33 protein-coding genes are annotated in these 24,791 nt (G+C 45.1%); 10 read left to right on the top strand and 23 right to left on the bottom strand.

All coding sequences use genetic code 11. The annotated features are described in order from the left end of the window. Nucleotides 1-2: 2 nt before the first annotated feature. From rplF to rplC, 15 genes are all read right to left on the bottom strand, one after another. On the bottom strand, nt 3-551 hold the full coding sequence (gene rplF, locus P2A85_RS06795) for a 50S ribosomal protein L6 (RefSeq protein ID WP_340518161.1): 549 nt from the start codon (nt 549-551) through the stop codon (nt 3-5). Between the two features lie 122 nt (nt 552-673). Next, nucleotides 674-1,078, bottom strand: coding sequence for a 30S ribosomal protein S8 (rpsH, locus tag P2A85_RS06790; RefSeq protein ID WP_341733768.1), 405 nt, complete (start codon nt 1,076-1,078; stop codon nt 674-676). Between the two features lie 22 nt (nt 1,079-1,100). Further along, nucleotides 1,101-1,646, bottom strand: a complete 546-nt coding sequence (gene rplE / locus P2A85_RS06785) for a 50S ribosomal protein L5 (RefSeq protein ID WP_340518158.1) — start codon at nt 1,644-1,646, stop codon at nt 1,101-1,103. A 197-nt stretch (nt 1,647-1,843) separates the two neighbouring features. After that, nucleotides 1,844-2,206 carry a 50S ribosomal protein L24 gene (rplX, locus tag P2A85_RS06780; RefSeq protein WP_340518156.1) on the bottom strand — a complete coding sequence of 121 codons (363 nt, stop codon included), beginning with the start codon at nt 2,204-2,206 and terminating at the stop codon, nt 1,844-1,846. 1 nt (nt 2,207) lies between these two features. Beyond that, the gene (gene rplN / locus P2A85_RS06775; RefSeq protein WP_193973611.1) at nt 2,208-2,576 is read right to left on the bottom strand and encodes a 50S ribosomal protein L14; all 369 of its coding nucleotides are present in this window, start codon (nt 2,574-2,576) and stop codon (nt 2,208-2,210) included. A gap of 76 nt (nt 2,577-2,652) precedes the next feature. Continuing rightward, nucleotides 2,653-2,901, bottom strand: a complete 249-nt coding sequence (gene rpsQ / locus P2A85_RS06770; protein WP_340518155.1) for a 30S ribosomal protein S17 — start codon at nt 2,899-2,901, stop codon at nt 2,653-2,655. Nucleotides 2,902-2,973: 72 nt separating this feature from the next. After that, nucleotides 2,974-3,312: a 50S ribosomal protein L29 gene (gene rpmC, locus P2A85_RS06765; protein ID WP_377478241.1), complete on the bottom strand. Its 339-nt coding sequence runs from the start codon at nt 3,310-3,312 to the stop codon at nt 2,974-2,976. Nucleotides 3,313-3,370: 58 nt separating this feature from the next. Beyond that, nucleotides 3,371-3,790 (bottom strand): 50S ribosomal protein L16, encoded by a 420-nt coding sequence (rplP, locus tag P2A85_RS06760; RefSeq protein ID WP_340518151.1) that lies wholly within the window; start codon nt 3,788-3,790, stop codon nt 3,371-3,373. A gap of 135 nt (nt 3,791-3,925) precedes the next feature. Beyond that, complete coding sequence (gene rpsC, locus P2A85_RS06755; RefSeq protein WP_340518149.1) at nt 3,926-4,654, bottom strand: 30S ribosomal protein S3; 729 nt, start codon at nt 4,652-4,654, stop codon at nt 3,926-3,928. 106 nt (nt 4,655-4,760) lie between these two features. Next, nucleotides 4,761-5,120, bottom strand: a complete 360-nt coding sequence (rplV, locus tag P2A85_RS06750) for a 50S ribosomal protein L22 (protein WP_377478239.1) — start codon at nt 5,118-5,120, stop codon at nt 4,761-4,763. 93 nt (nt 5,121-5,213) lie between these two features. Next, complete coding sequence (gene rpsS / locus P2A85_RS06745) at nt 5,214-5,495, bottom strand: 30S ribosomal protein S19 (RefSeq protein WP_340518144.1); 282 nt, start codon at nt 5,493-5,495, stop codon at nt 5,214-5,216. Between the two features lie 179 nt (nt 5,496-5,674). Continuing rightward, entirely contained in the window at nt 5,675-6,538 is an 864-nt protein-coding gene (rplB, locus tag P2A85_RS06740; protein ID WP_377478237.1) for a 50S ribosomal protein L2, read from the bottom strand. Nucleotides 6,539-6,705: 167 nt separating this feature from the next. After that, nucleotides 6,706-7,014, bottom strand: coding sequence for a 50S ribosomal protein L23 (locus P2A85_RS06735; RefSeq protein WP_340518140.1), 309 nt, complete (start codon nt 7,012-7,014; stop codon nt 6,706-6,708). Continuing rightward, a complete protein-coding gene (rplD, locus tag P2A85_RS06730) occupies nt 7,007-7,639 on the bottom strand; it encodes a 50S ribosomal protein L4 (protein ID WP_340518138.1) in 633 nt (210 codons plus the stop codon). Before rplD ends, P2A85_RS06735 begins: the two co-directional genes overlap by 8 nt. 106 nt (nt 7,640-7,745) lie before the next feature. After that, on the bottom strand, nt 7,746-8,381 hold the full coding sequence (gene rplC / locus P2A85_RS06725; protein ID WP_341733774.1) for a 50S ribosomal protein L3: 636 nt from the start codon (nt 8,379-8,381) through the stop codon (nt 7,746-7,748). A gap of 472 nt (nt 8,382-8,853) precedes the next feature. On the opposite strand from rplC, the gene P2A85_RS06720 reads away from it, so the two are divergent. The 4 genes from P2A85_RS06720 to P2A85_RS06705 all read left to right on the top strand — a co-directional run bounded on the left by P2A85_RS06720 (nt 8,854) and on the right by P2A85_RS06705 (nt 11,872). After that, complete coding sequence (locus P2A85_RS06720; protein ID WP_377478235.1) at nt 8,854-10,035, top strand: RNA-guided endonuclease TnpB family protein; 1,182 nt, start codon at nt 8,854-8,856, stop codon at nt 10,033-10,035. 73 nt (nt 10,036-10,108) lie between these two features. After that, the gene (locus P2A85_RS06715; protein ID WP_341737526.1) at nt 10,109-10,585 is read left to right on the top strand and encodes an NAD(P)H-quinone oxidoreductase subunit N; all 477 of its coding nucleotides are present in this window, start codon (nt 10,109-10,111) and stop codon (nt 10,583-10,585) included. A gap of 120 nt (nt 10,586-10,705) precedes the next feature. After that, nucleotides 10,706-11,311, top strand: coding sequence for a VWA domain-containing protein (locus P2A85_RS06710; protein WP_341737484.1), 606 nt, complete (start codon nt 10,706-10,708; stop codon nt 11,309-11,311). A 75-nt stretch (nt 11,312-11,386) separates the two neighbouring features. After that, nucleotides 11,387-11,872 (top strand): salt stress protein, Slr1339 family, encoded by a 486-nt coding sequence (locus P2A85_RS06705; RefSeq protein WP_377478234.1) that lies wholly within the window; start codon nt 11,387-11,389, stop codon nt 11,870-11,872. A gap of 39 nt (nt 11,873-11,911) precedes the next feature. Here P2A85_RS06705 and P2A85_RS06700 read toward each other — a convergent pair whose 3' ends face one another. The 4 genes from P2A85_RS06700 to P2A85_RS06685 all read right to left on the bottom strand — a co-directional run bounded on the left by P2A85_RS06700 (nt 11,912) and on the right by P2A85_RS06685 (nt 14,538). Next, on the bottom strand, nt 11,912-12,472 hold the full coding sequence (locus tag P2A85_RS06700; RefSeq protein ID WP_377478232.1) for a deoxycytidylate deaminase: 561 nt from the start codon (nt 12,470-12,472) through the stop codon (nt 11,912-11,914). Between the two features lie 37 nt (nt 12,473-12,509). Next, nucleotides 12,510-12,944: a dUTP diphosphatase gene (gene dut, locus P2A85_RS06695; protein WP_377478230.1), complete on the bottom strand. Its 435-nt coding sequence runs from the start codon at nt 12,942-12,944 to the stop codon at nt 12,510-12,512. Between the two features lie 157 nt (nt 12,945-13,101). Next, nucleotides 13,102-13,824 (bottom strand): FAD-dependent thymidylate synthase, encoded by a 723-nt coding sequence (gene thyX / locus P2A85_RS06690; protein ID WP_377478229.1) that lies wholly within the window; start codon nt 13,822-13,824, stop codon nt 13,102-13,104. A 90-nt stretch (nt 13,825-13,914) separates the two neighbouring features. Next, complete coding sequence (locus tag P2A85_RS06685; protein ID WP_377478227.1) at nt 13,915-14,538, bottom strand: Uma2 family endonuclease; 624 nt, start codon at nt 14,536-14,538, stop codon at nt 13,915-13,917. A 73-nt stretch (nt 14,539-14,611) separates the two neighbouring features. Here P2A85_RS06685 and P2A85_RS06680 point away from each other — a divergent pair, with 73 nt between their 5' ends. The 4 genes from P2A85_RS06680 to P2A85_RS06665 all read left to right on the top strand — a co-directional run bounded on the left by P2A85_RS06680 (nt 14,612) and on the right by P2A85_RS06665 (nt 16,732). Continuing rightward, nucleotides 14,612-14,815 carry a hypothetical protein gene (locus tag P2A85_RS06680; RefSeq protein WP_377478226.1) on the top strand — a complete coding sequence of 68 codons (204 nt, stop codon included), beginning with the start codon at nt 14,612-14,614 and terminating at the stop codon, nt 14,813-14,815. Nucleotides 14,816-15,007: 192 nt separating this feature from the next. After that, the gene (locus P2A85_RS06675) at nt 15,008-16,141 is read left to right on the top strand and encodes an ABC transporter ATP-binding protein (protein WP_377478224.1); all 1,134 of its coding nucleotides are present in this window, start codon (nt 15,008-15,010) and stop codon (nt 16,139-16,141) included. Nucleotides 16,142-16,205: 64 nt separating this feature from the next. After that, a complete protein-coding gene (locus tag P2A85_RS06670) occupies nt 16,206-16,331 on the top strand; it encodes a hypothetical protein (RefSeq protein ID WP_341737493.1) in 126 nt (41 codons plus the stop codon). After that, the gene (locus P2A85_RS06665; protein ID WP_377478223.1) at nt 16,328-16,732 is read left to right on the top strand and encodes a hypothetical protein; all 405 of its coding nucleotides are present in this window, start codon (nt 16,328-16,330) and stop codon (nt 16,730-16,732) included. Before P2A85_RS06670 ends, P2A85_RS06665 begins: the two co-directional genes overlap by 4 nt. A gap of 229 nt (nt 16,733-16,961) precedes the next feature. Here P2A85_RS06665 and P2A85_RS06660 read toward each other — a convergent pair whose 3' ends face one another. The 3 genes from P2A85_RS06660 to rbfA form a co-directional block, all read right to left on the bottom strand. Next, entirely contained in the window at nt 16,962-17,195 is a 234-nt protein-coding gene (locus P2A85_RS06660) for a DUF4327 family protein (protein ID WP_340518115.1), read from the bottom strand. A 326-nt stretch (nt 17,196-17,521) separates the two neighbouring features. Next, a complete protein-coding gene (locus P2A85_RS06655) occupies nt 17,522-19,195 on the bottom strand; it encodes a glycoside hydrolase family 3 N-terminal domain-containing protein (protein ID WP_377478222.1) in 1,674 nt (557 codons plus the stop codon). Nucleotides 19,196-19,360: 165 nt separating this feature from the next. Further along, entirely contained in the window at nt 19,361-19,792 is a 432-nt protein-coding gene (rbfA, locus tag P2A85_RS06650; RefSeq protein WP_340518111.1) for a 30S ribosome-binding factor RbfA, read from the bottom strand. 207 nt (nt 19,793-19,999) lie between these two features. Between rbfA and P2A85_RS06645 the strand changes: the two genes are divergently transcribed. Both P2A85_RS06645 and sipA read left to right on the top strand, forming a co-directional pair. Beyond that, a complete protein-coding gene (locus P2A85_RS06645; RefSeq protein WP_377478220.1) occupies nt 20,000-20,425 on the top strand; it encodes an NUDIX domain-containing protein in 426 nt (141 codons plus the stop codon). Nucleotides 20,426-20,595: 170 nt separating this feature from the next. Then, nucleotides 20,596-20,829 (top strand): regulatory protein SipA, encoded by a 234-nt coding sequence (sipA, locus tag P2A85_RS06640; protein WP_377478218.1) that lies wholly within the window; start codon nt 20,596-20,598, stop codon nt 20,827-20,829. Nucleotides 20,830-20,935: 106 nt separating this feature from the next. Here the strand turns inward: sipA and P2A85_RS06635 are convergent, their stop codons facing one another. Next, entirely contained in the window at nt 20,936-24,262 is a 3,327-nt protein-coding gene (locus P2A85_RS06635) for an EAL domain-containing protein (protein WP_377478216.1), read from the bottom strand. Nucleotides 24,263-24,791 lie beyond the last annotated feature (529 nt).

The raw sequence follows: 24,791 nt of genomic DNA, 5'->3' as shown, positions 1-24,791 counted from the left end.
GTCTACTTCTTACCTGTTTTGCCTGTTTTACCAGCTTTGCGACGGACGACTTCGCCACTGTAGCGAATGCCTTTGCCCTTGTAGACTTCAGGCGGACGCACTGCGCGGATGCGGGCTGCTGTATTGCCTACGAGTTCTTTGTCAATGCCAGAGACAATGACGTTGGTGTTGCCTTCTACTGCCATGGTGATCCCTTCTGGAGGGAGCATTTCAACGGGCTTGCTGTAACCGACGTTTAAAATCAGGTTCCGTCCTTGAACCTGGGCCCGATAACCTGTACCGATAATTTCCAGGCGGCGCACAAAACCTTGGGATACACCTTCGACCATGTTGGCAACTAGGGTGCGACACAGGCCATGTAGTTGGCGGGCGACGCGAGATTCGTCTCGGCGTGTGACGAGTAAAGTCTCGCCTTCGAGTCCCATCGTGATTTCTGCTGGTATGACTCGTGAAAGTTCACCTTTAGGACCTTTGACGGCTACTTTTTGACCGTCTAGGGTGATGGTGACTTTCGTGGGAATGCTAATCGGACGCTTGCCAATTCGCGACATAGTTTTTGGTCCTTTGTTTTTAGTTATTAGTCCTGGATGATTAGTCTTTAGTGATTAGTCCTTAGTTATTGATTTTTGAGTCTGTTGCCAATGACCATTGACTAATGACTAATGACTAATGACTACCAAACATAACAAAGCACTTCTCCGCCTAAACCTTGGCGGCGGGCTTCTCTATCGGTCATAATGCCACGGTCTGTGGAGATAATGGCTATGCCAATTCCGCCTAAAACTCTGGGCAATTCTTTGCGGTTCGAGTAAACGCGCAGTCCTGGTTTGCTGACTCGCTTAAGTGCCGTAATGATGGGCTTGCGAGTTTTGCCTTTGTACTTGAGAGAAAGCACTAAATGTCGCTTAATCCCTTCTGGTTCTGCTTCTTCAAATTCGCTGATAAAGCCTTCACTTTTGAGGACTTCGGCGATGCTACGGGTCATTTTTGTAGCTGGAATTTGTGTTGTTTGGTGGCGCGCCATGCACGAATTGCGAATGCGCGTCAACATATCTGCTATGGTATCGTTAGCTGCCATGTTTTGCTCCTTACTCTACTGCTTAGTTGTCCCGGAAGGGCATTCCCATTTCTTTGAGCAAGGCGCGTCCTTCTTCGTCGGTGTTTGCTGTGGTGATAATTGAAATGTCCATGCCTCGAATTTGATCGATGCTGTCATATTCTATTTCGGGAAAGATTAGTTGTTCTCTCAGACCCAAGCTGTAGTTGCCACGTCCGTCGAAGCTTTTGGGACTGATGCCGCGAAAGTCTCTGATTCGGGGAAGTGCGAGGTTGATTAGTCGATCGAGAAAATCGTACATCCGCTCTGAGCGTAGCGTCACCATGACACCAACGGGTACTCCTTTGCGGATTTTGAAGCCTGCGATCGCCTTTTTCGCCCGCGTCACCACTGGTTTTTGACCTGTGATAATGCCAATTTCGTTGATGGATGAATCTAGGGCCTTAGCATTTTGAGATGCTTCTCCCAAGCCACGGTTCACTGTGACTTTGACGAGTTTGGGTACCTGATGGATATTAGTATATTTAAACTGATCCATCAGTTTCGGTACTATCTTTTCTTGGTAAAGAACTTTGAGTTTGTCTGGCATTGTTTTTGGCTTTGTTTAACTGTCCCTGGGCTTGGTCAGGGAATTTTTAGTTGTCTGTTGACGGTTGACGGTTGACGGTTGACTGTTGTCTGTTGTCTGTTGACGGTTGACTGTTGTCAGCTAATGACTAATGACTACTGACTACTGACTAATGACTACTGACTACTGACTAATGACTACTGACTACTGACTACTGACTAATTATCAAGGATTTCTCCGGTTTTTTTGAGTTGTCGGAGTTTGCGGCCATCTTCGCTAAAGGTGTAGCAAACACGACTAGCTACTTTTTCTTTTTCGGAGTAGTGCATGACATTGGAGCTATGAATTGGAGCTTCAAATGTAACTACTTTACCCGATTCTCCCTCTTGCTGGGGCTTTACGTGCTTGGTTCTGATATTTACACCTTTAACAATTACTTTGCTGACTTTAGGATAGGTCTTTAAGATTTCTCCGACTTTGCCTTTTTCTTTGCCCGTAATTATTTGAACGGTGTCGCCTGCTTTGACGTGCATTCTATGGCGTTGCGGTTCGCTAGTTGCTTTACCCTTTTTTCCGTACATTTTAAAGTACCTCTGGGGCTAAGGAAACGATTTTAGTGAAGTTTTTGTCGCGCAGTTCGCGGGCGACTGGTCCAAAAACGCGAGTGCCTTTAGGATTGCCTTCTGGATTGATAATAACGGCGGCGTTATCGTCAAAACGAATACTCATGCCACTGTCGCGACGCAAAGCTTTGCGGGTTCTGACAATGACGGCCCGGACGACATCGGATTTTTTGACGGCCATATTGGGTATGGCGTCTTTGACGACGGCAATAATGACATCGCCGACTCCGCCGTAGCGACGGTTGCCGCCTCCCAATACGCGGATGCACATCAGTTTACGTGCTCCGCTATTGTCGGCGACATTTAGGTATGTCTGGGGTTGAATCATGGTGATTGGTGACTGTGAACTGTTGAGTGTTGATTGTGAATCTGGGATCTGGCGATCGCCAGAATGCAATTAACTGTTAGCCGTTTTTTGTACCGAAAATTTCAGCAACTGTCCAGCGTTTGGTTTTACTCAAAGGGCGGGTTTCAGTGATGCGGACACGATCGCCCGGTTTGCACTTATTTTCTTCGTCGTGAGCTTTGTAACGTTTGGTGCGGACTACGATTTTGCCGTATTTGGTGTGGGAGGAGCGGTTTTCGATTGCCACTACCACAGTTTTGTCCATTTTGTCGCTGACTACTACGCCAACTCGTTCTTTAACTGCCATACCTACCTATTTTTGTTGTGCAATGGAGTTTTGTGTAACTGCTGTGCGATTCGGTTGGGCTACTTTTGTCTTTTAGCTAACTGCTGCGGTTGAATCAGTTGATTCGGCAGTGGTAGACGAAGCTGACTTTGCAGCAACTTCAGCCGCGATTTGCCGTTCGCGTTCAACAGTCATCAGTTGAGCCAATCTGTGTTTGGCGTGTTTAAACAGATGGGGCTTATCTACACGGCCAGTAGCTTGGAATAACCGCAGTTCCATTAGTTGGCGCTTAACGGCTAAAATTTGCTCTGCCACTTCGGCATCGCTTAAATCTCTAGCTTCTTTAATCTTGGATAAAGACATAATTTTGTCGTGGATCGTTAGCGATCGGTCAATGGATTTTAGGTGAGAGATTTGAGGTTGAAAAATCATCCTAAATCTGCTTAAGTTATTTCCCAGAATCTGAGGAGGAAATTAAAGTCCAAAATCGCTATGACTGCTCATCTTCGCGGGTGATGAACTTGGTTTTGATTGGCAATTTAAAGGCTGCCAAACGCATTGCTTCACGGGCAATTTCTTCAGCGACACCGCCAATTTCAAACATTACCCGACCCGGTTTGACAACGGCAACCCAAAACTCAGGTGAGCCTTTACCGGAACCCATCCGGGTTTCTGCTGCCCGCTGAGTGACTGGTTTGTCAGGAAAAATGCGAATCCAGATTTTGCCACCCCGGCGGATGTAGCGGGTCATGGCACGCCGTCCGGCTTCTATTTGGCGAGAAGTGATCCAGGCGGGTTCAACAGCTTGGAGCGCGAAGTCACCAAAGCTAACTGTATTGCCGCGGGTGGCAACACCGCACATTCGCCCGCGCTGTTGTTTGCGGAATTTGGTTCTTTTAGGGCTTAACATGGCTGGGGGATTTAGTAATTGGAAATTGGTAATTAGTAATTGGTTGTTGGTAATTGGTAATTGGTTGTGAACCCTTCGACTACGAGGAAGGGCATCGCCACTGACAATTAACAACTGACAATTAACAGTTAACCACTAGCCTTCGTTGGATCGATCTTCAAATTGCTGGCGACGGCGCTTGTTCTTAGTCCGAGGGGCATCGTTGTTCGGGGCTGCTATTTGTTCCTGTCCAGGAATAATTTCGCCTTTGAAAACCCAAACTTTAATGCCGAGGATACCGTAGATGGTTTGAGCGGTGCAGTAAGAGTAGTCAATATCAGCACGCAAGGTGTGCAATGGGACTCTTCCTTCCCGCGTCCACTCGGTACGGGCAATTTCTGCACCGTTGAGTCGTCCGCTGACTTGAATTTTGATGCCTTCGATGCCGACTTTTTGAGCGCGAGTAATTGCTTGACGGACTACTCGGCGGAAAGATACGCGCCGTTCTAGCTGCTGAGCGATGTATTCTGCGATCAGAGTGGCATCAGCATCTACCCGTTGGACTTCCACAACGTTGATGCGGATTTGGCGGTTGTTGCCGAGTTGCTGCTGCAAACCGACTCGCAAGGTTTCGATCCCTGCTCCACCACGGCCTACTACCACACCTGGTCTAGCTGTGAACACTTCTAGGTCGATTTGATCGGCTTTGCGCTCAATTCTGACCGAGGAGATACCAGCGTTACTGAGGTTTTTTTGAACGTACTGGCGAATTTTGTGGTCTTCTTGCAAGAGTTCGGGATAGTTTCTGGCATCTGCAAACCAACGGGAGCGGTGCTCTTGGGTTATGCCGAGGCGGAAACCAATTGGATGTATTTTTTGTCCCATAAGAGTTGATATTTGGTAATTGGTAGTTGGTAATTGGTAATTGGTAATTGGGTTTACCGATGTTTGCAACTTTTAGCAGTTTTTTACCTATTACCTGTGCTCTTGTTTATTGTTCTAGGAGCGGAGCTACTACCACAGTGATGTGACAGGTTGGCTTGCGAATTTGGTAGGCACGACCTTGAGCGCGGGGTCTAAAGCGCTTGAGGACTGGACCTTGGTCTGCGTAGGCTTGAGAAACTACTAGCTTGGATTTATCCAATCCGGCGTTGTGTTCGGCGTTGGCTACTGCGGAGCGCAAAACTTTGACAATTGGTTCGCAAGCTCGGTAGGGCATGAATTCTAGTAGAATCAGCGCTTCTTGATAGCTTTTGCCTCGAATTTGATCTAGAACTCGGCGCACTTTGAAGGGCGAGCTTCTAATATAGCGGGCGATCGCCTTTATTTCGGATGTGGTATCTATAGCCATTGCGATTTTGGTAATTGGGAATAAGGTAATTGGAAGGTAATTGGTAATTGGTAATTGTTTGCCGATTACCTCTTACCTGTCACCTAATGGCGGCTATCTCTTTGCCTTTTTGTCACCACTTTTAGCGTGACTTCTAAAGGTGCGAGTAGGAGAAAATTCTCCTAATTTGTGACCAACCATTTGGTCTGTGACGTAGACAGGAACGTGTTGTCTGCCGTTATGAACTGCGATGGTGTGGCCTACCATTTGGGGCAGGATTGTGGAGGCTCGCGACCAAGTTTTAATTAACTGTTTCTGGCCGGCGGCGTTGAGTTTCTCGATTTTTGTCATCAGATGGTCTGCGACAAACGGGCCTTTTTTTAATGAACGAGACATAATTTTGGGAATTAGGAATTGGGAATTGGGAATTGGGAATTGGGGATTGGGTATTGGGCATTGGGCATTATAGCATTGGGCATTGGGCATTGGTTAATTGCAATAACTCATTACCTATTACCTATTACCTATTACCTATTACCCATTACCCATTACCTATTACCCATTACCTATTAACATTAACTTTGTCTGCCACCCTTGCCGCGCTTGGAAGACTTGCGACGACGGCGGACAATTAAAGCATCGCTGCGCTTGTTTTTGCGTCGGGTTTTGGCACCCAATGCTGGTTTACCCCAAGGTGTGACAGGTCCTGAACGCCCGATGGGAGCTCTGCCTTCACCACCACCGTGCGGGTGGTCTACTGGGTTCATGACGGAACCACGAACTGTTGGTCTGCGACCTTTCCACCGGGTGCGGCCGGCTTTGCCGAGGCTGATGTTTCTAGCATCTGTGTTGCCGACTTGACCGATGGTGGCGTAGCAGTTGGCGCGGACTTTGCGCTGTTCGCCGGATGGTAGTTTGAGGGTAACGTAGCTGCCTTCTTTTGCCATTAGCTGAGCGCTGGCACCTGCTGAACGGACGATTTGTCCGCCTTTGCCTGGTACTAGCTCAACGTTATGGATGCTTGTACCGAGAGGGATGTTGCTCAGGGGTAGGGCGTTGCCGATTTCGATTGGTGCGTCGGGGCCTGAGACAATGACTGTACCAACGGTTAAGTTCAGTGGATGAAGGATGTACCGTTTTTCGCCGTCTTTGTAGAAGACGAGGGCGATACGGGCGTTCCGGTTGGGGTCATACTCGATTTCCTTGACTGTACCGGGAATGCCGTGTTTGTCGCGACGGAAGTCGATGTCTCTATAAAGGCGCTTGTGACCGCCTCCGCGGTGGCGACAGGTGATGACGCCTCGGTTGTTGCGGCCTTGTTTGGTGTGCTTGTTACTGGTTAGAGACTTTTCTGGTTCTGATTTAGTAACTTCAGCGAAGTCGGAAACGGTGTGTTCCCTGGTGCTGGAGGTATAAGGTCGGTAAGAACGAATGCCCATAATTTGGTAATCGGTAGTTGGTAATTGGTAATTGGTAATTGGTAATTGGTAATTGATAATTGGTAATTAGTAATTAGAAGTTGTGAAGTCCGAATTCATCTTTCATACTTTTCAATTACCGATTACCTATTACTGAGTACGCATTACCGATTACCTATTACTAAATTTTAAACTTCTGGGAATAAGAGTTTGCGGAGTGAATCTCCGTCGCTGAGAGTGACGGTGGCGCGCTTGTAACAAGGTTTGAAACCGACGAATTTGCCAACTCGACGCTTTTTGCGCGGCGGGTTTTGGGTATTGACACCGGTGACTTTAACCTTAAATAGTTCTTCGATGGCTGCTTTGATTTGAGGCTTGGTCGCTTTGGGGGCTACGTCGAAGGTGAATTGATTTAATTCCATCATTCTGGTAGCTTTCTCAGTGAGAATAGGACGCTGGATCAAATCTGCGTAGTCGCGGGGGTCGATTTTACTCACCGTAAATCTCCTGAATTTTTGCTAGGGCTGTGGATGTGACGATAATTTTGTCAGCGGCCAGAACGTCGTATACATTCAGGGAAGTTGCCAGGATGACGTTCATCAATTCGACGTTGCGTCCCGACAAGTAGACGTTGAGTTGCGGTTCTGGCAATACTAACAGAACTTTTGTATCGGCTTCGATGCCCCACCGGGCGATCGCATTTAGTAATTCTTTGGTTTTTGGTCTCGGAAATTGCTCTGCAAATTCTTCCACCACAATCAAGTCTTCTGTACGGCTGTAGAATGCTGTCCGCAAAGCGAGACGGCGTTCTCTTTTGTTCATTTTGACTTCAAAGTCTCTGGGTTTTGGTCCGAAGATGACACCGCCACCACGCCACAGGGGAGAACGGATAGAACCTGCTCTGGCTCGGCCTGTTCCTTTTTGCCGCCAGGGTTTGCGGCCACCGCCTCTGACTTCCGATCGAGTTTTGGTGCAAGCATTTCCTTGACGAGCGTTATTGAGTTGCCGCGTCAATGCTCTGTGAACGATGTGAGAGGCATTTTCTTGTTTGGCTACGCGCAATTCGAGAGTTGTTTCTCCAACTTCTTCGCCTTGCCAATTTCGCACTACACAGTTAACCATGTCTTTTGTCCTTTGTCTGTTGTTGTTAGTTGTTAGTTGTTTGTTAGTTGTTATTTGTTATTTGTTATCTGCTACTACTGATAACGAAATCACCCATAACTAATGACTACCGCCCAACTTTTTTCTCAGGTACAACATTGACTAAGGCACCGGCTTTACCGGGAACGGCTCCTTTAATTAGTAGCAGATTCCGCTCTGTATCTACCCGCACAATCGTTAGCTTGCGAACGGTTACTTGAACATTCCCCATCCGTCCTGCCATTCTTTTCCCTGGATAGACGCGGCCGGGGGTTGTTCCAGGTCCGATCGAGCCTGGTTCGCGGTGGTTCTTGGAACCGTGAGACATGGGGCCTCGTTTGAAGTTGTGGCGCTTTTGGAAACCAGCAAAGCCTTTACCGATGCTTGTACCGATCACATCTACTATTTGTCCGGGTGCAAAAGCATCGGCTTTTAGTTGTTGACCTAATTCAAAGGAACTTGTGTCTTCCAATCGGTATTCCTGCAAGTGGCGCAATGGATTCGCCCCGGACTTGGCTAGGTGTCCTAGTTCTGGCTTGTTGAGAGCCTTTGGTTTGACTTCGCTGTATCCAATTTGAACGGCACTGTAGCCGTCTGTTGGTTTTGTTTTAATTTGAGTTACTGTACAAGGCCCTGCTTGAATGACGGTGACGGGGATTGCTTTCCCTTCTGCGTCAAACACTTGAGTCATGCCTAGTTTTGTACCAAGAATGCCTACTGACACGGATTTTTTTTCCTTTTATTTACGCAAGAGGTTTCGGATTGCGAAGTTTTCGTCAATCCGCTTGCTCTTGTGCACAATCATTTATTTGAATGATTCTGCAATTAACTGTTATCAACCAACAGCTTTCCGCGGTGTTTAAAATTTAAATTTTAAATTTGGGAGCTAGCTTGTGGAAGTCTTGCAAGTTTCGAGATTCACAGGCTTCTAGCTGTTGTGTCTCCGAGATTTATTTCGTTCTTGCTTGTTCGTGCCTGGACTTGAGCAGTTAACCACTCAGTATCCTTTACAGCAACGATTCACAATACTATACGAAGTGTTGGCTCTTTGTCAAGGCCGCGATGAGATTTTTTTGACTCAGCTTAAAGATTTATCGAAAATTTGGGTTTAAAACCCCGTCCTTTAGCGTAGCGGAGGACGGATTGACACTTTTGACCAAACAATTTACCATAGTAAATGTAGTGTGGTAAGCAAAATGTTAAAAGCATTCAAGTACAGAATCTATCCGACCGGTGAGCAATCCGTTTTGCTTGCCAAGTCGTTTGGCTGTGCTAGATGGTTTTACAACTACGCTCTCAATCTAACATCCGAAACTTACAAACAAACTGGAAAAGGATTAAGCAGAAACGAAATAATCAAGCTTCTGCCTTCCCTAAAAAAAGAGTATGAGTGGTTAAGCGAAGTCCCATCGCAGGTATTACAGCAAGCCGCTTTAAATCTTTCTAGTGCTTTCCTTAATTTTTTTGAAGGTAGAGCTAAATATCCTAACTTCAAGAAAAAGCAAAATAGGCAGTCGATTAGATTTCCTCAGCACTGTCAGTTAAAAAATGATGTTCTGGTATTACCTAAAATCGGCAAAGTCTATTGCAAAGTTTCACGGCAACCCGAGGGAGATTTAAAGTCGGTTACGGTTTCAGTTAATCCATCAGCAGAATATTTTGCATCTTGTCTTTATGATGATGGTCAGGATTTGCCCCAAAAATCATCAGAAGGAAAAGCTATCGGGATAGACGTTGGACTAACCCATTTTGCGATTACATCAGATGGGACTAAACATGGGAACCCTAAATACTATCGTAACTACGAACGAAGATTAGCGAGGAGACAAAAGAAACTTAATCGCAAGCAAAAAGGCTCTAAGAACCGCAATAAAGCTAGAGTTAAAGTTTCTAAAGTTCACTCTAAAATTCTTCGTTGTCGTGAAGATTTTCTCCACAAGCTAAGTCGTAAATTAGTTGACGAAAACCAAGTCATAGTGGTCGAAAATCTAGCCGTCAGCAACATGGTCAAAAACCCTAAACTAGCAAAATCAATTAGTGATGCTGGCTGGGGTCAATTCTGTACTATGTTGAAATACAAGGCTGAATGGGAAGGAAAAATATATCTAGAAGTTGACAGATTTTTCCCCAGTTCCAAGACCTGTAGTAACTGCTTAAATCGTGTTGATAGTTTGAGAGATATTCGTAGTTGGCAATGCCTTAAGTGTGGAGAAAACCACGATAGAGACATCAATGCCGCTAAGAACATTCGGGATGAAGGGTTACGAATTCTGGCGGTAGGGCATACCGCCACTGCTTCGGGAGGGAGAGTAAGACCAAGTAAAGGCACTGCTTTTGCAAGGCATCTCCCTGTGAATGAAGAATCCCCACGTCTTTAGACTGGGGAGTGTCAAAATACTTGCAGTTCGCACTTGGGCGATCGACCAAATTTTCATACAGCCACACAAATTTATGGGATTGATTACGACGGGTTCAGATATGATTCGGGATTTGGAAAAGTCGGGGTCCCTGGCCCTGTATGTTCCGTTGGAGGGAGGTTTTGAGGGACGCTACCTGCGCCGACTCAGGGCTGCGGGCTATGGTGCCTACAACATTACAGCGCGGGGTTTGGGCGATTTGGCGATGTATTTGACGGGGGTACACGGGGTGCGGCCGCCCCATTTGGGTAAGAAAACCACTGGTAATGAAGCGTCGGTGGGTTATACCTACTACGTGCCACCGATGTTGAAGACTCAATTGGACAATTTGCCTCCGAAAGCAAAAGGACTGGTGCTGTGGATCATTGAAGGGCAGATTTTGTCTAGTCAGGAGGTGGAATATTTAACTATTTTGCCGACGTTAGAACCGCGAGTTAAAATAGCTGTAGAGATGGGGGGCGATCGAGTTTTTAGTTGGAAGCCACTCAAGGATGCTTTAGTTGCAGCTTAAATTGGGTTTCAGTCGATCGCCAATCAACTAAAAAACGCAGCGAGCAACTAAAGCTCAACAGCTTCTGCTCGCTGGTTTTGCTCTTTTTTGAAAAAAATTTAATGTAACAGGAAAACTCTTATGCTTCACAACCGAGATTATACCATAATCATTGACAAGAGTGGCAGTATGTACACCAAAGACAAGACTGGTGGCAAAAGTCGGTGGGCGCTGATGCAGGAATCGACGATCGCATTAGCAAATAAATGCGAAGAACTAGACCCTGATGGCATCACAGTTTACTTGTTTTCCGGTCGCTTCAAACGGTACGACAATGTAACAGCAGGGAAAGTCGTACAAATATTCCAAGAAAATGAGCCTTCAGGGACTACGAATTTGGCGATAGTTTTGCAAGACGCTCTCAACAACTATTTTCAGCGTAAAATATCCGGTAAGACTCAGCAAAATGGGGAAACAATATTAGTGGTGACGGACGGAGAACCGGACGATCGCAAAGAAGTGATGAAAACAATTATAGAAGCTTCGCGGAAGCTAGATCGAGATGAAGAATTAGCAATTTCGTTTATCCAAGTCGGAAATGCTCCAGAAGCTACCAAGTTTCTCAAGATATTAGATGACGAACTGCAAAGCGCTGGGGCTAAATTCGATATCGTGGATACTGTAACTATGGACGATATGGAAGGAATGACTCTGACGGAAGTATTGCTGAATGCAATCACTGATTGAGAAGGTGAATCAAGTTTAAGGCGATGGTATTTTGGCCGGAGGGCTCAGAAGCATTGTTTAGGGGGGGGTTAAGTAATGGAATCGATCGATCGTTTGTTAGCTGAACTTAGGGCTGAGTATCAAGAATCTCAAAAAAAATCTGCCGACTTAAAAAGCCAGCGGATCGTGCAACCAGAACCGTCTTTGCAAGCAACTACTGCGCCGTATAGTCAAGTAATTGAAACTTCTGGCAAAAATTTGGATTTTGATAATTTAGACAGTGATTTAGCTGAAATTAAGGCTGAATACCAAGGACAAGAGTCTGCTCAAAAAGTTGCCAAACAAGAACGGGTTTTGGCTGAAGATGAAGCACAAAATAAAGATCAGAAAACTCTCAAACAGGAACCGCAGCAGGTGGAAGTAAAAACCCACCGGGAAAAAGTGAGACAAGCTCAAGTTTGGCTGAAGAATTTAAGTAAAGATTCTGATGAGAGATTTTGGTTCGATCAGTTTGCTTTTAAGTATTCTTCGAGGATAGATGCTGCGATCGACTATTTGCAAGTTGTGAATGAGTTTGATTAAATTGTGAGTGGACGCCAGGGAAAACCGCTATAGTGATTGTCAAGAAATAGAATTTTTGAGGACAGAAGTAGGATGCAGCAAAAATAGGGCAGCCTTTTTTGCTGTATTTTCAGATAGCTGAATTTGCTTGAGTTCCACAATACCTTCACTGATAAAAGTATCTCTCAAGGCTGCTTTTTCTCCGCTGTTGAAACTGGTTTCGTAAAATATTTCCCGAATCCCAGCGGCAATGACTAATTTAAGACAATAAATGCAGGGTTCTAAGGTGACGTAAATGCTAGCTCCATCTGTAGATATACCATGTCTGGCGGCTTTGGCGATCGCATTTGCTTCTGCATGAACCGCCCGCGATGGTAAGGTTTTGCTAGCATCACAACTGCTCAAACCAGGATAGCAGAATCCTTGAGAGATGCAGTGTGCCGAACCGGAGGGGGAACCGTTGTAACCGGTGGCTAACACTTGCCTATTTTTAGCGATCACAGCACCTACGGGAAAGGCTAGACAAGTCGATCGAGTCGCTGCTAATTTGGCTAACATTAAAAAATATTCATCCCAATCAGGTCTTTGAGGAGGGTCGTAGTTGTCTGGTGTGTTCTGCATTTAAAGTATAGAATTAGAAGTGTATGAGAGACGCTATTTATTGCCAGATGCCAGTGGAGCCAAATCCATTATCTCCTCTAGAGCTGGAACTTAACATTTTAACTTCTTCAATTTCCACGCGAATTACCGGGGCGATTACCATTTGAGCAATTTTCATGCCTTTTATCACTTGAAAAGAAGTGTTACCATGATTGATTAAGATGACTCCTATTTCCCCTCGATAGCCTTCATCTATTGTTCCTGGTGCGTTGAGTACGGTGATTTGGTGTTTGAGAGCCAAACCACTTCTAGGACGAATTTGTGCCTCTGTTTTTGGGGGTAATTCTATTGATATGCCTGTATGAATTAACTTGCTTTCTCCGGGAATGATTTCTAATTCATCTATTGAAAATAGATCGAGTCCAGCATCAGATTCGTGGGCGTATTTGGGGATTATGGCTGATTCGTGAAGTTGCCGTATTTTTAATTTCATCTTGTTTGGTGAGTAGAAGGAAGACGGAATAATGATGATACAGCCAACTTTTTAGTGAGAGCAATGTTAGTTGTATCGGAATTATTTAACCGCAGAGACCGCAGAGGACGCAGAGGGGGAGAAGAGAGAGATGAATACAGGATGACTATGGCATTCATTAGGGGGCTAGTCTGGCTTTTCCGAGGCGAGTTGTTGTGTACCACTTCGCAATGTCGGGGGCCCAATTTTCAAAATGAGGCCACATCATTTCGCAGAGTTTTTGAATTTCTAGTTGAGCATTTTTTTTGTTTCTCAAGTCAGCAAAATGCAGGAATGACCTTAAATTGAAACTGACTACAAAGTGCTGGCGGTAGTCAAAGGGTAATTTGCCTCTGGCGTGTTCTTCGGACATTCCGCCATCGAAGTCTATTTTGTAACGTTTAGCGGCTTCTAGACACCACTCTAAATCTTGCTGTCTTTGTTCGGGAGAATAGTAGTATTTTTTGCCTTCGCGGTCTGTATAATAATCTACTGGGCGGAGGTAAAAAATATCTTCTATATCTTTTTTGCCGGTGGCTGCATCTAGAAATTGATTTCCTGTATAACGGAGGGATTGCACATCAAAGGATACTCCTACACGATGTGTCCTGGCCTGCTGCATGACGCTGTGGGGAAAGTAGCCGCAATTAAAGATAATTTGGGGATGTTCTAGGGGGCCGTAATGACCCCGATCGCCTGCGAGGAGCCTTTTGACGATTATTTCGCCACATTCGGCTTCGCAAGGCCAGGAATCGCGTTCGTCAAACACGAAATTTTCTGTATAGTCTTGATGGAGAGCCGCATATATTACTTGCTGAGGATTGGGTGTTTGAGAAATAACTTCTACTCTGAATTTATCCATTATATTTTTATTTTTATTTGTGGATGTCGCTTTAGTTGAATTTTTCAACATCCTCGATTATTTCATAACGTGGCATTTTTGGCAAGTTCTTTAGGCTAACAATTCACTGACACCTATGCTAAAACCTGAAAGTACATTTTGAGTGCTAGCCACTTCATCGCCATTAAATAATAGCCAATTTTTGCCTGCATTCACAAAGATTAATCGAGCTTCGGGAAATAGCAGCCAGACTTCTAAACATCCAGATTCTAAATATTCTTGAGCTTTCGCAAATAATTCTTCGGCGCTATCTTCAGGGGAAGCAACTTCTGCTATCAGGGGAAAACTTTGGGAAAATGCTGTAAAATTGCCTGATTGTGGCAGTAGTTCAGGAGTTATGTAAGCGACATCGGGACGGCGGCCTTGTTTGTTAGTGCGACAAAGGACTTCTGTAACAACTTCTCCTCCCTGTCCGCTGGAATTTTTGTAATTTCTCCACAAGGTAGATAATTTAGACTGAGCCAGACCGTGCTTGAATGTCATTCCAGTTTTCTCCACTAAGTTGCCGTCAACCCATTCCATTCTATCAGCAGGCTTGACTAAAAAATCTTCAATAGATATGACTTGTTTGGGTTCGGATTCTGGTTGAATTTCTGGTATATTTTCTAATTTTTGCTGTGATTCTGGCTCTATTTTTGGGTCGGGATTTTTGGGTATAATTATAGTAGCTGTCACGATCGCAACCTCTCTTTGATGATTCTCATGTTGGATACTGCTAGTATAGCTTTAGAGTAGGGGGCTTCGGAACATGAGACGATCGCCATTTTACTTGACGCAAGCGCTCCAGGATCGAGGCGACCCCGCCACGGGCGAAAACATCCATCAGAGCTATTATACCGAAAGCTACAGGATACGTAATCTCCCTTGGCGACACGATCGCATTCTCCATGCTTCTAGTTCAGTCAGATTGGTCTCGGCTCCTGATAAAATCTATATTGTGCGATCGCCCTGAAAAGATTGTCGTCAATTAGGCGATAATATAAAAACTATAGTCCTAGACCCATGGTGACGGTGTGGCAAAGATTTGAGATGCTTCGCGACCCTGAGAATAACATGATTTAGGTTATTAGTGCATCCTGGAATAAACAAATAACTAATAACCAGTAACTCCTAATTAATAACCAGTAACTCCTAACTAAGAAAAATGGCAAATGTTCGCTTAGAAAATATTACCAGACGCTACCAAAATGTCACCGCGATCGAAAACATTAGCTTCCAAATCCCGGACGGAGAATTTTGGGTATTAGTTGGACCATCCGGCTGTGGGAAATCTACAATTATGCGGACAATTGCAGGTTTAGAAACGGCAACTTCCGGCAATATTTATATTGGAGATAATTTAGTTAATAACATTCCATCTAGACAGCGGGATGTAGCAATGGTATTTCAAAATTATGCGCTTTACCCGCACATGACTGTGGCAGAAAATCTGGCTTTTGGATTGCGGATGCGGAATGTTGAAAAATCAAAAGTTCAAGCAAGGGTGGAGACTGTAGCCCAGACGCTATCGATCGATCATCTCCTCAACCGCAAGCCCAAACAGCTCTCAGGAGGTCAGCAACAGCGGGTAGCACTGGGAAGGGCGATCGCCCGCGAACCCAAAGTTTTTCTCTTAGATGAACCGCTTTCTAACCTGGATGCTCAATTGCGAGATGATACTAGGGCCGAACTCAAACTACTGCATCAGCGGCTAGGAATTACGACTGTTTATGTCACCCACGACCAAGTGGAAGCGATGACTTTAGCTGACAAAATAGTTATTTTAAATCGCGGTCTGATTCAACAAATTGGAGACCCTCAAACTGTTTATGCTAAACCTGCAAATCGGATGGTGGCGACATTTTTAGGCAATCCGGCTATGAATATTTTGCCTGCAATTTATGCGGAGGAATCTTTTCAAGTAGGAAATCAATCTCTAGCTTGTCCGCCCTCGATTCAGAAAAAATTGCAGCCGAGGGAAGGACAGGGATTTGATTTGGGAATTCGTCCAGAACACATAGAAGTTTTTACTAAATCTATGGCGGAGAATGATGATTTAAAAAGTGATGTTTGGGCCTTAGAAAAAGTGCCTCTAGACTTAGATGTGAAAGTGGTTGAACCCTTGGGGCGAGAAACTTTAATCCGGGGGAGTTTGCCGATGTTGAGTCCAGAAACTACTATACAGTTACTGGTGCCTGGGAATGGGCGTTGCCGATCGGGCGATCGACTGACTATACAGCTTGATTTCGATCGACTATTTGTATTTGACCCTTCCACCGGCGATGCGCTCTACCCTTAATGGGTGCTTAACCTGAATATCTCAGAGCCTTGGTTTTTGTAACAAAACTTTACACTTGACATTTATGAATTTGCCAAGTAATGCTAAAATTAGTTTAAGTAACATAGAAAGCCATCCCCCCAAAGACTTGTTTTTTGTGATTTGGGGCGATCCCGATCCACAAATTCGCACTAGCGGAATTTTTAAATGAATTCTGAAAAACTGCCTCAAATTCTGCAAACCGGATTTCACCTAGCTTTGGGTGCAACTTCTTTTTTAATTGAGACATTGCAAGACCCGCTGAAGCGAGAGGAAAATCTGGAAAAATTGAAGTCAGACTTGGGTGTATTAGCCGATGAGTTGCTAGAAAAAGGAGAAATGACCGATACAGAAGCCCGGAATTTTGTAGATACTATTTTTTCTGGACAAAACGAACGGGAGAATACCGAAAGCGAATCAGTCTCGCCTCAGCAATCGAATTCACCCATAGGTAATCCTCCCGATGCTGTGTCACAACCAGATGTACAGCTAGAGATTCAAGAGTTAACTGCACAAATGGTGGCACTCAGAACCCAGTTAGAAAGTTTACGCGCTGAAAATTATCAGGATTAAAGTATCTTGAGTCGCAGACAAACTAATTTGAAAGTTTTTAATCGAAAAAGGTATTTCCCAAACAAGCAACCTCCTCTAACACTGTTGCAATTAGGAGTAATGTGAAAAAAGCCATTCTAAGTTTGACACTTAGATTGTGCTAATTGCCAATTCTGCTACGAGCCTCATGTACAACAAACACCCATAACTGATTCAATTCCTCTACACAGCCGGACTGGATGAAGCAAATTTAGTCATTGTCCCATTTTTCCGAACCGATCAGGTCGGCGATGCGATCGCGCAGTAAAAAGTCACATTTTTCCAACTCGCACTCTACACAGGCCCATTCGCGAGGCGGAATGAATTGGCACATCGTATAGATCGGCTGTTGACGGCTGAGTACGCCATCATGCACCAGGTGACGTGCTTCATCTTGGATGACATCTAAAGAGTATTGCAATGGGTGGATGGTGGACTGAATCATAATGCGCCCTCAATGTTTCCTAAAAATTTTTGTGGCCTTATTAATAATATAGTCTACACTCGTTTAATTCCTAGATTAATTTTTGTCTGTATATATAGATACAATTTAGTTATATAAACTTAAAAGAAATTCTAATGTTTACACAAATCAGGTCACTCACGAGTTATTCGGAGTTTCAGCATGGCTATTTCCGTCTCAAAACTCTGATTTTTCGTACCAACTAAGTAGATTTACTCAAGTATAAGCTTAACAAAAATTTATAAAATTTTCATAATTGACACTGCCTGTGGGTGAAGGCGCGAGACTTTCACCTACAACTTTGTTAGTTATGCTAGAGGCTTTGAGTCCAGACCAAATAGTAATTCTAGAGCAATGGCTTGGGCACTCGGCATCTGGCCGAAACAAAATACATGGGGAATGCTGGGAGATAGGTGGGGCAAAAATTGGTCTAAAACGTAGGGACTTCCGTAGATTAACACAGCTTGAAGTTCACCAGTTGTTAATAATTGCTTAAACAAATCTTGAGCAGCCAAGGTCAAGCCAGCACTCCCTCGGAAGCAGTTGCCACGAATGAAAACTTGCAGCAAAGTGGGAGTAAAGGACTCTGCATTTGTATTGTGTGCGATGGAGACTGTGCGATCGTCAATCAGTTGCAATTCGTAACCAAACTTGGCCGGCAGGGCGATCGCGGGAGTATGGTTTCCCAAAAATTCGCACGCCAAAACATCATCTACAACTATTAAATTCCGCAACGGCTGATTTTTTTGAGTCGGCGACACAGCCAAAGGTAGATTTCCCCCAAATTTCAAGGAATCTCGCAAAATATTAGCAGCAATTGTCGTGGCTGCGGGAGTTGCTAGCAAACTTAAGTCGATCGAATTTAGGGATTGTAGATTCTTGCTACCGCTTTGGACAACAGGAGTTTGATTCTTACGCCTGGGCTGCTGGGCGGGTTGGGAGGGTTCAGAAATCCGCAAACCAACTTTGCGCTTAGCCTCCCAAATCCGCTTGACAGATTCCTTGATTTGTGTTCTGGGAATCCTACCTTGAGTCACAGCTTCACAGACAGCCTGAATTGCGCCGTGGGGGTCTAGGGGCATCAGCAAAACATCAGCACCAGCAACAGCCGCCAAAACCGCTGCTTCATTAGGGCCATACTGATTGGCGATCGCCCCCATCACTAAAGCATCGGTTACGATCAAACCCTGAAAACCCAACTCTTGGCGGAGTTTCCCCATCAAAATTTTGCGCGAAACAGTAGCCGGAAAATCAGCATCCCAAGCCGGAATCAGCAAGTGGGCACTCATCACAGCATCAACTCCATTGGCGATGGCTTCGACAAAAGGAGGCAACTCAACCTCCGCCAATCGACTTGGGGAATGGGGCAAAACTGGCAATTCCAAGTGAGAATCAACGGCGGTGTCGCCGTGGCCGGGAAAATGCTTGGCTGTAGTCAAAACCGATTGTGTGCTGGCGCCGCGAATAAAAGCACTAGCTAATTTGCTGACAATTGCTGGTGTCTCGCCAAAAGCACGGACGTTAATTACCGGATTGTCAGGATTGTTGTTGACATCAACTACTGGTGCCAGAACCCAATTGAGACCGATCGCCCTAGCTTCGATGGCAGTCACAGCACCCATTTGTTCGGCATAGCATCCTGCATCTGCTGGGTTTTGCTTGGCAATTTCTGCGATCGCCATCGGTGGCCCAAACCAAGTTGCGCCGCTGAATCGCTGGCCGACACCTTCCTCAATATCTGCAGCCAGTAATAGCGGAAATTTTGCCCAAGATTGCAATTGGTGCGATCGCACTGACAATTCCGCAGCACTTCCCCCCACCAAAATTACACCACCAACACCCAATTTTTCTACGTAATGGCGGAGTTTGTCGGCGGTTGGTTCCCATTCGGGATAGCGAATTTGGCGATCGAACAAATAACCAGAAGCGCGCACTACGAACATCTGGGCTACTAATTCTGGTAGGGAAAGATTGTCAATCATGGGAAATTGCTAACTGGTTATTGGTTTACTTGTTTCCTGGGAATGTGTGTGGGGAGGCTGCCTCCTCATTTCCTGATATTGCTTGCTGGGAGGATCTTTGGAGGCAGAGCCTCTGGATCTCGGTTCCCAGGCTCTGCCTGGGAACCAGTTAAAACCAGTTAAATATTAATCCTCATCTGCATCGTCTGTATCGTCAATTTCATCGTTGTTGAATTCTGCATCTGAATCTTCTAGATCCGGTTTGCGATTGGCAGAAAGCTGATTCAACAGTATTAACATTTTATCACCTCGTTCTAGGGAGCGGTCTTCGAGAAAGGTGACTTCTGGTGTGCGGCGCAGTTGCATCCTTTGGCCCAACTGGTTGCGGACGTAGCTAGTAGCGGATTTTAAACCTTCCATGGTCTCGGCTTTCGCCTCATCAGTACCGTAAATGCTGACAAAGATTTTTGTGTGCTGAAGGTCTCCCGAAACAATTACTTCGGTGACGCTAACCATACCGGCACCTACTCGATCGTCCTTAATGCCGTTGAGCAACATGAGGCTGACTTCGCGTTTAATCATTGAAGCTACGCGCTCTATGCGACGACTTGTAGCCATACCAACTATCCCCTACTTTTAGAAAGGCTATATCTGCCGTTTTTATCCCGATTGACAATTGTAGCGCGATCGGTATCGGTGTTATGCGCGATCGGTCCAAAAATTAGGATTAGTATGACAGGGATAAAGAAGCAGGACGAGCGAGCGCCGTTAGTCAATTGTGCAAACCTAGCCCAGGACTCACTCTCAATCTAAAAAACATCGAATATGAATATTCCTCAGTCAATTGTTCGTATTTTTCTCATGCTCCCGAACGGTCAGATTGTGGCACAACTGCGAGATAATATTCCAGGTATTGCCAGTCAAGGGATGCTGTCTACTTTTGGAGGTGCCGTGGACCTTGGAGAAAGTCCAAAGCAAGCGGCAGTAAGAGAACTGGAGGAAGAAACTTGCCTCAATACCAATTACACCATGGAATTTATCGCAACTTTTATTCACCCAAAGACCAAAAAAAATCCCCAAATCATACAACAAAATCACTTGTTTTTGGCGAGAGTTAGCAATTTCGAGGACATAGAAATCAAAGAAGGTGTGGGTTTTGTGGTTTTGAGAAAAGATGTAGATTTTGGGAAAGTAAACGCAGGGGAGGGTACTCAAATGGCTTGGAAATTGTTGCAGGAGTATTTAAAATAAACAGTTACTTACAATACTAAAGTTAGATAAAATCCTGTCTTCATCGTCCTGTATTAAACTCTCTCTTCTCTTCCTTCGCGTCCTTAGCGCCTTCGCGGTTAAATCATTCCCATACAACCGGAATTGATATTACTACTAAAATCACCAGATTGTCAAAGGGAAAAAAACTCATGGAAAAAGAATTTACTGTTGGTCAAAAAGTGCGAGTTGTAGCGATGCCACCCTACGTGAAAACTGCGGAACGGATGCCGATGCTGCGGCCTGCTAATGTAATTGCGATCGGCGATGAGGGTATTGTAGTCGATCGGCATCCCGGCAATTATTGGGGTATTCGTTTTGAAAAAGGTGCTTTCCTCCTAGACAGTCAGTATATTGAAGCTGTGGAAACTATTGTTGAGGGTTGAAGGTAGTTATTGGTTATTTGCTGTGCGCCGTGTCTTTGGATGCTTCGATGAAGCTGAGCTGGTGCAGCCAATAACTAATGACTAATGACCAATGACTAATGACTTTTCAAGAAGCTATCTGAGTTTTCAAATCCAAAGAATTTACAGTAACTTCTTCCAAAACTTCCTGTAGATTCAGAGTTTTTAAATTACAAAGTTGAGGTCTTCCCAAAAAATAACCTTGACCATAATCAACTCCCAGCTCTTTGAGTTTTTCCATAATTTCTTCATTTTCCACATACTCAGCTATCGTGGTAATTCCCATTACATGAGCAATTTTTGTGATGGATTCCACCATGGCAACATCTATTTCATTATTGACAATATTTTTAATGAAATTGCCGTCAATTTTAATATAATCCACTGGCAAATTTTTTAGATAAGCAAAGGAAGACATCCCGCTACCAAAGTCATCCAAGGCAAACTGACATCCCAGTTTCTTGAGTTTAGAAATTAAACTAGCTGCTTTGCTGAGATTGGCGATCGCCACGGTTTCTGTAATTTCAAAACAAATGATTTCCGGGGGGATTTGGTGGATGGAAAACTGCTCGTAAATAAATTCAATAAACCGTTCTTCGTTGATGCTAGCACCAGAAAGGTTAAGAGCATACAGGCTAGCATAGTTACCCATCGATGACCGCAAGTTAGGCATGGCACAACAAGCAGGCAAAGTGGCGATGGGCTGGCTGTGGGCGCTTTGGTTCTGGGCTAAGGAATTTGGACCAAAAACTTGTGACAAATTGGTAAATAAAGTACGGAGGACCCAGCGGTCGATCGCGTTCATTAAATTGTATCGTTCGGCCGCCGGAATAAACGCCATGGGCGAGACTAACTGACCGCTTTCAAGCTGGAGACGCAGTAGGATTTCGCAGTGCACTCCTCTGGTTTGAGGATGTAGCAAATGTACGATCGGCTGAGAATACAAGCAGAAACGATTATCTTCTAGGGCTTGATTGATTTGCACTACCCATTGGGTTTCGCCGTGTTGCTTGAGCAATTCCCGATCGCCCGATCGATAAACCTGCACCCGATGGCGACCTTTATTTTTAGCAGCATAACAGGCGATATCGGCGGCGAGCAAAATTCCAGAGGCCGATGGTGTCTTGTGATTAATGGCAACTAAACCAATACTGACACCAATAGAAAAAGTTTTGTCGAGCCATCCAAACCGGAACCCTTCTATGCAATTTAAGAGAGATTCTGCTACTTCCAATCCCTTTTCGGCGGAACATTCGTACAGGAGTACGGCAAACTCATCGCCACCGAGACGGGCTAAAATATCGGTTTTGCGGATATTATTTTTAAATAGCTCACTGACTTGACGCAGTAATTCGTCCCCAGCCATATGGCCGCAGGTGTCGTTGACTATTTTGAAGCGATCGAGATCTAGGTAAAGCATGACGTGTTCTTGGCCATAACCTAGAGTCCTGTGGAGGGCGTATTCTAACTGGTATTCAAATTCGCGGCGGTTGATTAATTGCGTCAGGGAGTCGTGAGTTGCTTGCCAAGTTAATTGTCGCGCTTGAGTTCGCACTTGAGTGACATCTCGGAACACCACGACGGCGCCGATGATTTCGCTATCGCTGGCGTGGATGGGGGCGACGCAATAGTCGATCGCAAATTCGCGGTTGTTGCGGGCAATTAACAAGCTGTTTTGTCCTTTGTCCACAATTTGACCTTGGGACAAAGCGATGTCAGCGATATTGGCGATCGACATCCGGGTAGTTTCGTCAACTATGCTGAGCACCATTGCTAGGGGCAAACCTTTGGCTTCGCAGGTTGACCAACCGGTGATTTTTTCAGCGGCGGGGTTGAGGGTGGAAATGTAGCCACTAGCATCTGTGGTAATTACGGCATCGCCGATCGACTGTAAAGTAACTTGAGCGAGTTCTTTTTCTTGAAAAAATGCTTGTTCCAGCCGCTTGCGATCGCTAATATTGCGCTGTACAGACACCCAGTGTGTCACTTTCCCCGACGCTTCGGCAATGGGTACGCTGTTGAGTTCCACCCAATAAGTCGAACCATCTTTGCGGTAGTTAATCAATTCCAAGCGCAGAGGTTCGTGGCGAGAGAAAGCGCGGCGAATTTTGGCTACTTGGGCTGGGTCGCTTTCTGGGCCACGCAAGCAACTGGGCGTTTGTCCGATGATTTCTGTGGGTAGATAGCCCGTCATTTGGGTAAAAGCTTCGTTGGTGTAGATGATGGTGGGGTCAGAGATATCGCTGTGTCCGGCATCCATAATCACGATCGCGTCGTTAGCGTTGACTACGGCTGATTCTAAAAGATGTAGCCTGGCCTCGGCTTTGATGCGGGTGGCGATTTCGCTTTCTAGTTGGGCGTTGGTTAAGCTGAGGGAGGCGATGGCTTTTTGCAATTTGTGAGTTTGTGTTTGCACCGAATCGTGGAGCACATCGATCGCCCCTGACATTTCCATTGGGTCTAGTGCTCGGAGTAAACTACTTTGGGTAACTATGCCTTGAAGTTCTCCCTGTTCTCCGGTAACAACCAACCTACGGACTAAGCGTTGCTGCATTTCCCGATGAGCTACCCACAGGGAGTCTTCTGGTTTGAGACTAAACAAGGGGGTACTCATGACTGTTTGGGCGATCGTTTGGGATAAATCTATTTCTAGGGCTTGAAATTCCACCATATCCCGTTCTGTGACGATGCCTACGGGAATTGGCAATTCCCAATTTCTAGATAATTCTGTTTCTGTAATGACGACGCAGCTAACGCGGTGTTGCGCCATCAACTCAGCTAAACTCATCACTGAAGCAGTTACCGGGGCTTGAATGACTTGAGTTGTCATTACTTCTTTGACTTGGGACATTTTTAAGATATTTGCCGGTTGCAACATGGCTTGGCGAATGCTTTCGGGGGTAATTACTCCTAAAAGTTGACCGTCATTGTCTAATATTGGTAAATGCTGAATTTTGTATTGACGAAGCAAAATTAGGGCGCTGAAAATGTCTTGAGCTTCGGATGTTGTCAGAGTTGCTATGGGCTGTTTCATTACTTCGGCGATGGTGACAGCTTTTAAGTTTTTGCCTGAAGCAATCAAATCTACCAGGTCTCTCTCGGTAAATAGTCCTTGCAATGGAGAAATGCGAGCCTCATCCCAAGAGGAATTTTCTGTCAATTTGGCGACGACAAAGACGCAGCCACTTCTGGTATCTGGGAGGGTGTCGGCTGGTGTCAGGGGAGTTGTAATTTCTGTTAGTTGGTGGTAAATACTTGTAGATGGAATTTCTGTTTCGCGGGGACAAGTTTCCCGTTGTTGACCCATGAGGGTAATTACTTCTGCTAATGGGGTATTTGGCGCAACTGTCAAGGGGCTGCGGTCAATTACTTGGTCTAAGGTTGGTAGATACTTGGAGGAATGGTTTTTTATCATATTTAATTTTTGGCGATCGCAGGGAATTTAGGATTTTTGAGCAAGGCACTGGTTTCGAGTTATTACCCCAGCAGTATCTAGATGGTTTGACGGTGGCTAGGTTTGGTTGAGTTAGACTGATTAACCCTATTTTGCCTAAATATTAGAGGTTTAGCTGCGCTCGATCTAGGAATCAACCCTGTTGCGGGGAGTAAGTGCGTAACTTTTAACTAATTAAAATTTGTTGTTAAACATTCATCTGCGGGATGTGGTTGAGCTGTGGCTAGTTTCCTGCTGGTGGCACAACTGCGATCGCAGGGGAAGTTTCTTGCTATATCTATGAAATTAAGAGTGTATCTTTTTTATGTACCAAAGGAGCGGGTTGGGATGGTCATGAGTTTAATTTTACCTACCACTGGCTTTGGGATATCGAAACAGCACCTAGGATACTGCTCTTACCAACTGTAATTGGTTTTTACAGAATTTGTTAGGGTCGATCGCGCGATCGGATGTGAAAGTTAACAAAAACATTAAGTCTTTAATATCCCAT

Source organism: Microcoleus anatoxicus (assembly GCF_042465725.1).
In the GTDB taxonomy this organism is placed as follows: Bacteria; Cyanobacteriota; Cyanobacteriia; order Cyanobacteriales; family Microcoleaceae; genus Microcoleus; species Microcoleus anatoxicus.
Note: the sequence above shows the minus strand (reverse complement) of the source record. Positions and strands in the feature narration are given on the sequence as shown.

Coding starts and splice junctions, on each gene's coding strand:
- P2A85_RS06710 (WP_341737484.1), top strand. CDS start 10,706: ATGCTTCACAACCGAGATTATACCATAATCATTGACAAGAGTGGCAGT.
- P2A85_RS06670 (WP_341737493.1), top strand. CDS start 16,206: ATGAATTTGCCAAGTAATGCTAAAATTAGTTTAAGTAACATAGAAAGC.
- P2A85_RS06635 (WP_377478216.1), bottom strand. CDS start 24,262: ATGATAAAAAACCATTCCTCCAAGTATCTACCAACCTTAGACCAAGTA.
- sipA (WP_377478218.1), top strand. CDS start 20,596: ATGGAAAAAGAATTTACTGTTGGTCAAAAAGTGCGAGTTGTAGCGATG.
- P2A85_RS06645 (WP_377478220.1), top strand. CDS start 20,000: ATGAATATTCCTCAGTCAATTGTTCGTATTTTTCTCATGCTCCCGAAC.
- P2A85_RS06655 (WP_377478222.1), bottom strand. CDS start 19,195: ATGATTGACAATCTTTCCCTACCAGAATTAGTAGCCCAGATGTTCGTA.
- rplB (WP_377478237.1), bottom strand. CDS start 6,538: ATGGGCATTCGTTCTTACCGACCTTATACCTCCAGCACCAGGGAACAC.
- rpsH (WP_341733768.1), bottom strand. CDS start 1,078: ATGGCAGCTAACGATACCATAGCAGATATGTTGACGCGCATTCGCAAT.
- rplP (WP_340518151.1), bottom strand. CDS start 3,790: ATGTTAAGCCCTAAAAGAACCAAATTCCGCAAACAACAGCGCGGGCGA.
- rpsC (WP_340518149.1), bottom strand. CDS start 4,654: ATGGGACAAAAAATACATCCAATTGGTTTCCGCCTCGGCATAACCCAA.
- rpmC (WP_377478241.1), bottom strand. CDS start 3,312: ATGATTTTTCAACCTCAAATCTCTCACCTAAAATCCATTGACCGATCG.
- rplD (WP_340518138.1), bottom strand. CDS start 7,639: ATGGTTAACTGTGTAGTGCGAAATTGGCAAGGCGAAGAAGTTGGAGAA.
- P2A85_RS06700 (WP_377478232.1), bottom strand. CDS start 12,472: ATGCAGAACACACCAGACAACTACGACCCTCCTCAAAGACCTGATTGG.
- P2A85_RS06660 (WP_340518115.1), bottom strand. CDS start 17,195: ATGATTCAGTCCACCATCCACCCATTGCAATACTCTTTAGATGTCATC.
- rplE (WP_340518158.1), bottom strand. CDS start 1,646: ATGCCAGACAAACTCAAAGTTCTTTACCAAGAAAAGATAGTACCGAAA.
- rpsQ (WP_340518155.1), bottom strand. CDS start 2,901: ATGGCAGTTAAAGAACGAGTTGGCGTAGTAGTCAGCGACAAAATGGAC.
- thyX (WP_377478229.1), bottom strand. CDS start 13,824: ATGGATAAATTCAGAGTAGAAGTTATTTCTCAAACACCCAATCCTCAG.
- P2A85_RS06720 (WP_377478235.1), top strand. CDS start 8,854: ATGTTAAAAGCATTCAAGTACAGAATCTATCCGACCGGTGAGCAATCC.
- P2A85_RS06715 (WP_341737526.1), top strand. CDS start 10,109: ATGGGATTGATTACGACGGGTTCAGATATGATTCGGGATTTGGAAAAG.
- rplV (WP_377478239.1), bottom strand. CDS start 5,120: ATGGCTATAGATACCACATCCGAAATAAAGGCGATCGCCCGCTATATT.
- rpsS (WP_340518144.1), bottom strand. CDS start 5,495: ATGTCTCGTTCATTAAAAAAAGGCCCGTTTGTCGCAGACCATCTGATG.
- P2A85_RS06665 (WP_377478223.1), top strand. CDS start 16,328: ATGAATTCTGAAAAACTGCCTCAAATTCTGCAAACCGGATTTCACCTA.
- dut (WP_377478230.1), bottom strand. CDS start 12,944: ATGAAATTAAAAATACGGCAACTTCACGAATCAGCCATAATCCCCAAA.
- rbfA (WP_340518111.1), bottom strand. CDS start 19,792: ATGGCTACAAGTCGTCGCATAGAGCGCGTAGCTTCAATGATTAAACGC.
- rplN (WP_193973611.1), bottom strand. CDS start 2,576: ATGATTCAACCCCAGACATACCTAAATGTCGCCGACAATAGCGGAGCA.
- P2A85_RS06675 (WP_377478224.1), top strand. CDS start 15,008: ATGGCAAATGTTCGCTTAGAAAATATTACCAGACGCTACCAAAATGTC.
- rplX (WP_340518156.1), bottom strand. CDS start 2,206: ATGTACGGAAAAAAGGGTAAAGCAACTAGCGAACCGCAACGCCATAGA.
- P2A85_RS06705 (WP_377478234.1), top strand. CDS start 11,387: ATGGAATCGATCGATCGTTTGTTAGCTGAACTTAGGGCTGAGTATCAA.
- P2A85_RS06680 (WP_377478226.1), top strand. CDS start 14,612: ATGAGACGATCGCCATTTTACTTGACGCAAGCGCTCCAGGATCGAGGC.
- rplF (WP_340518161.1), bottom strand. CDS start 551: ATGTCGCGAATTGGCAAGCGTCCGATTAGCATTCCCACGAAAGTCACC.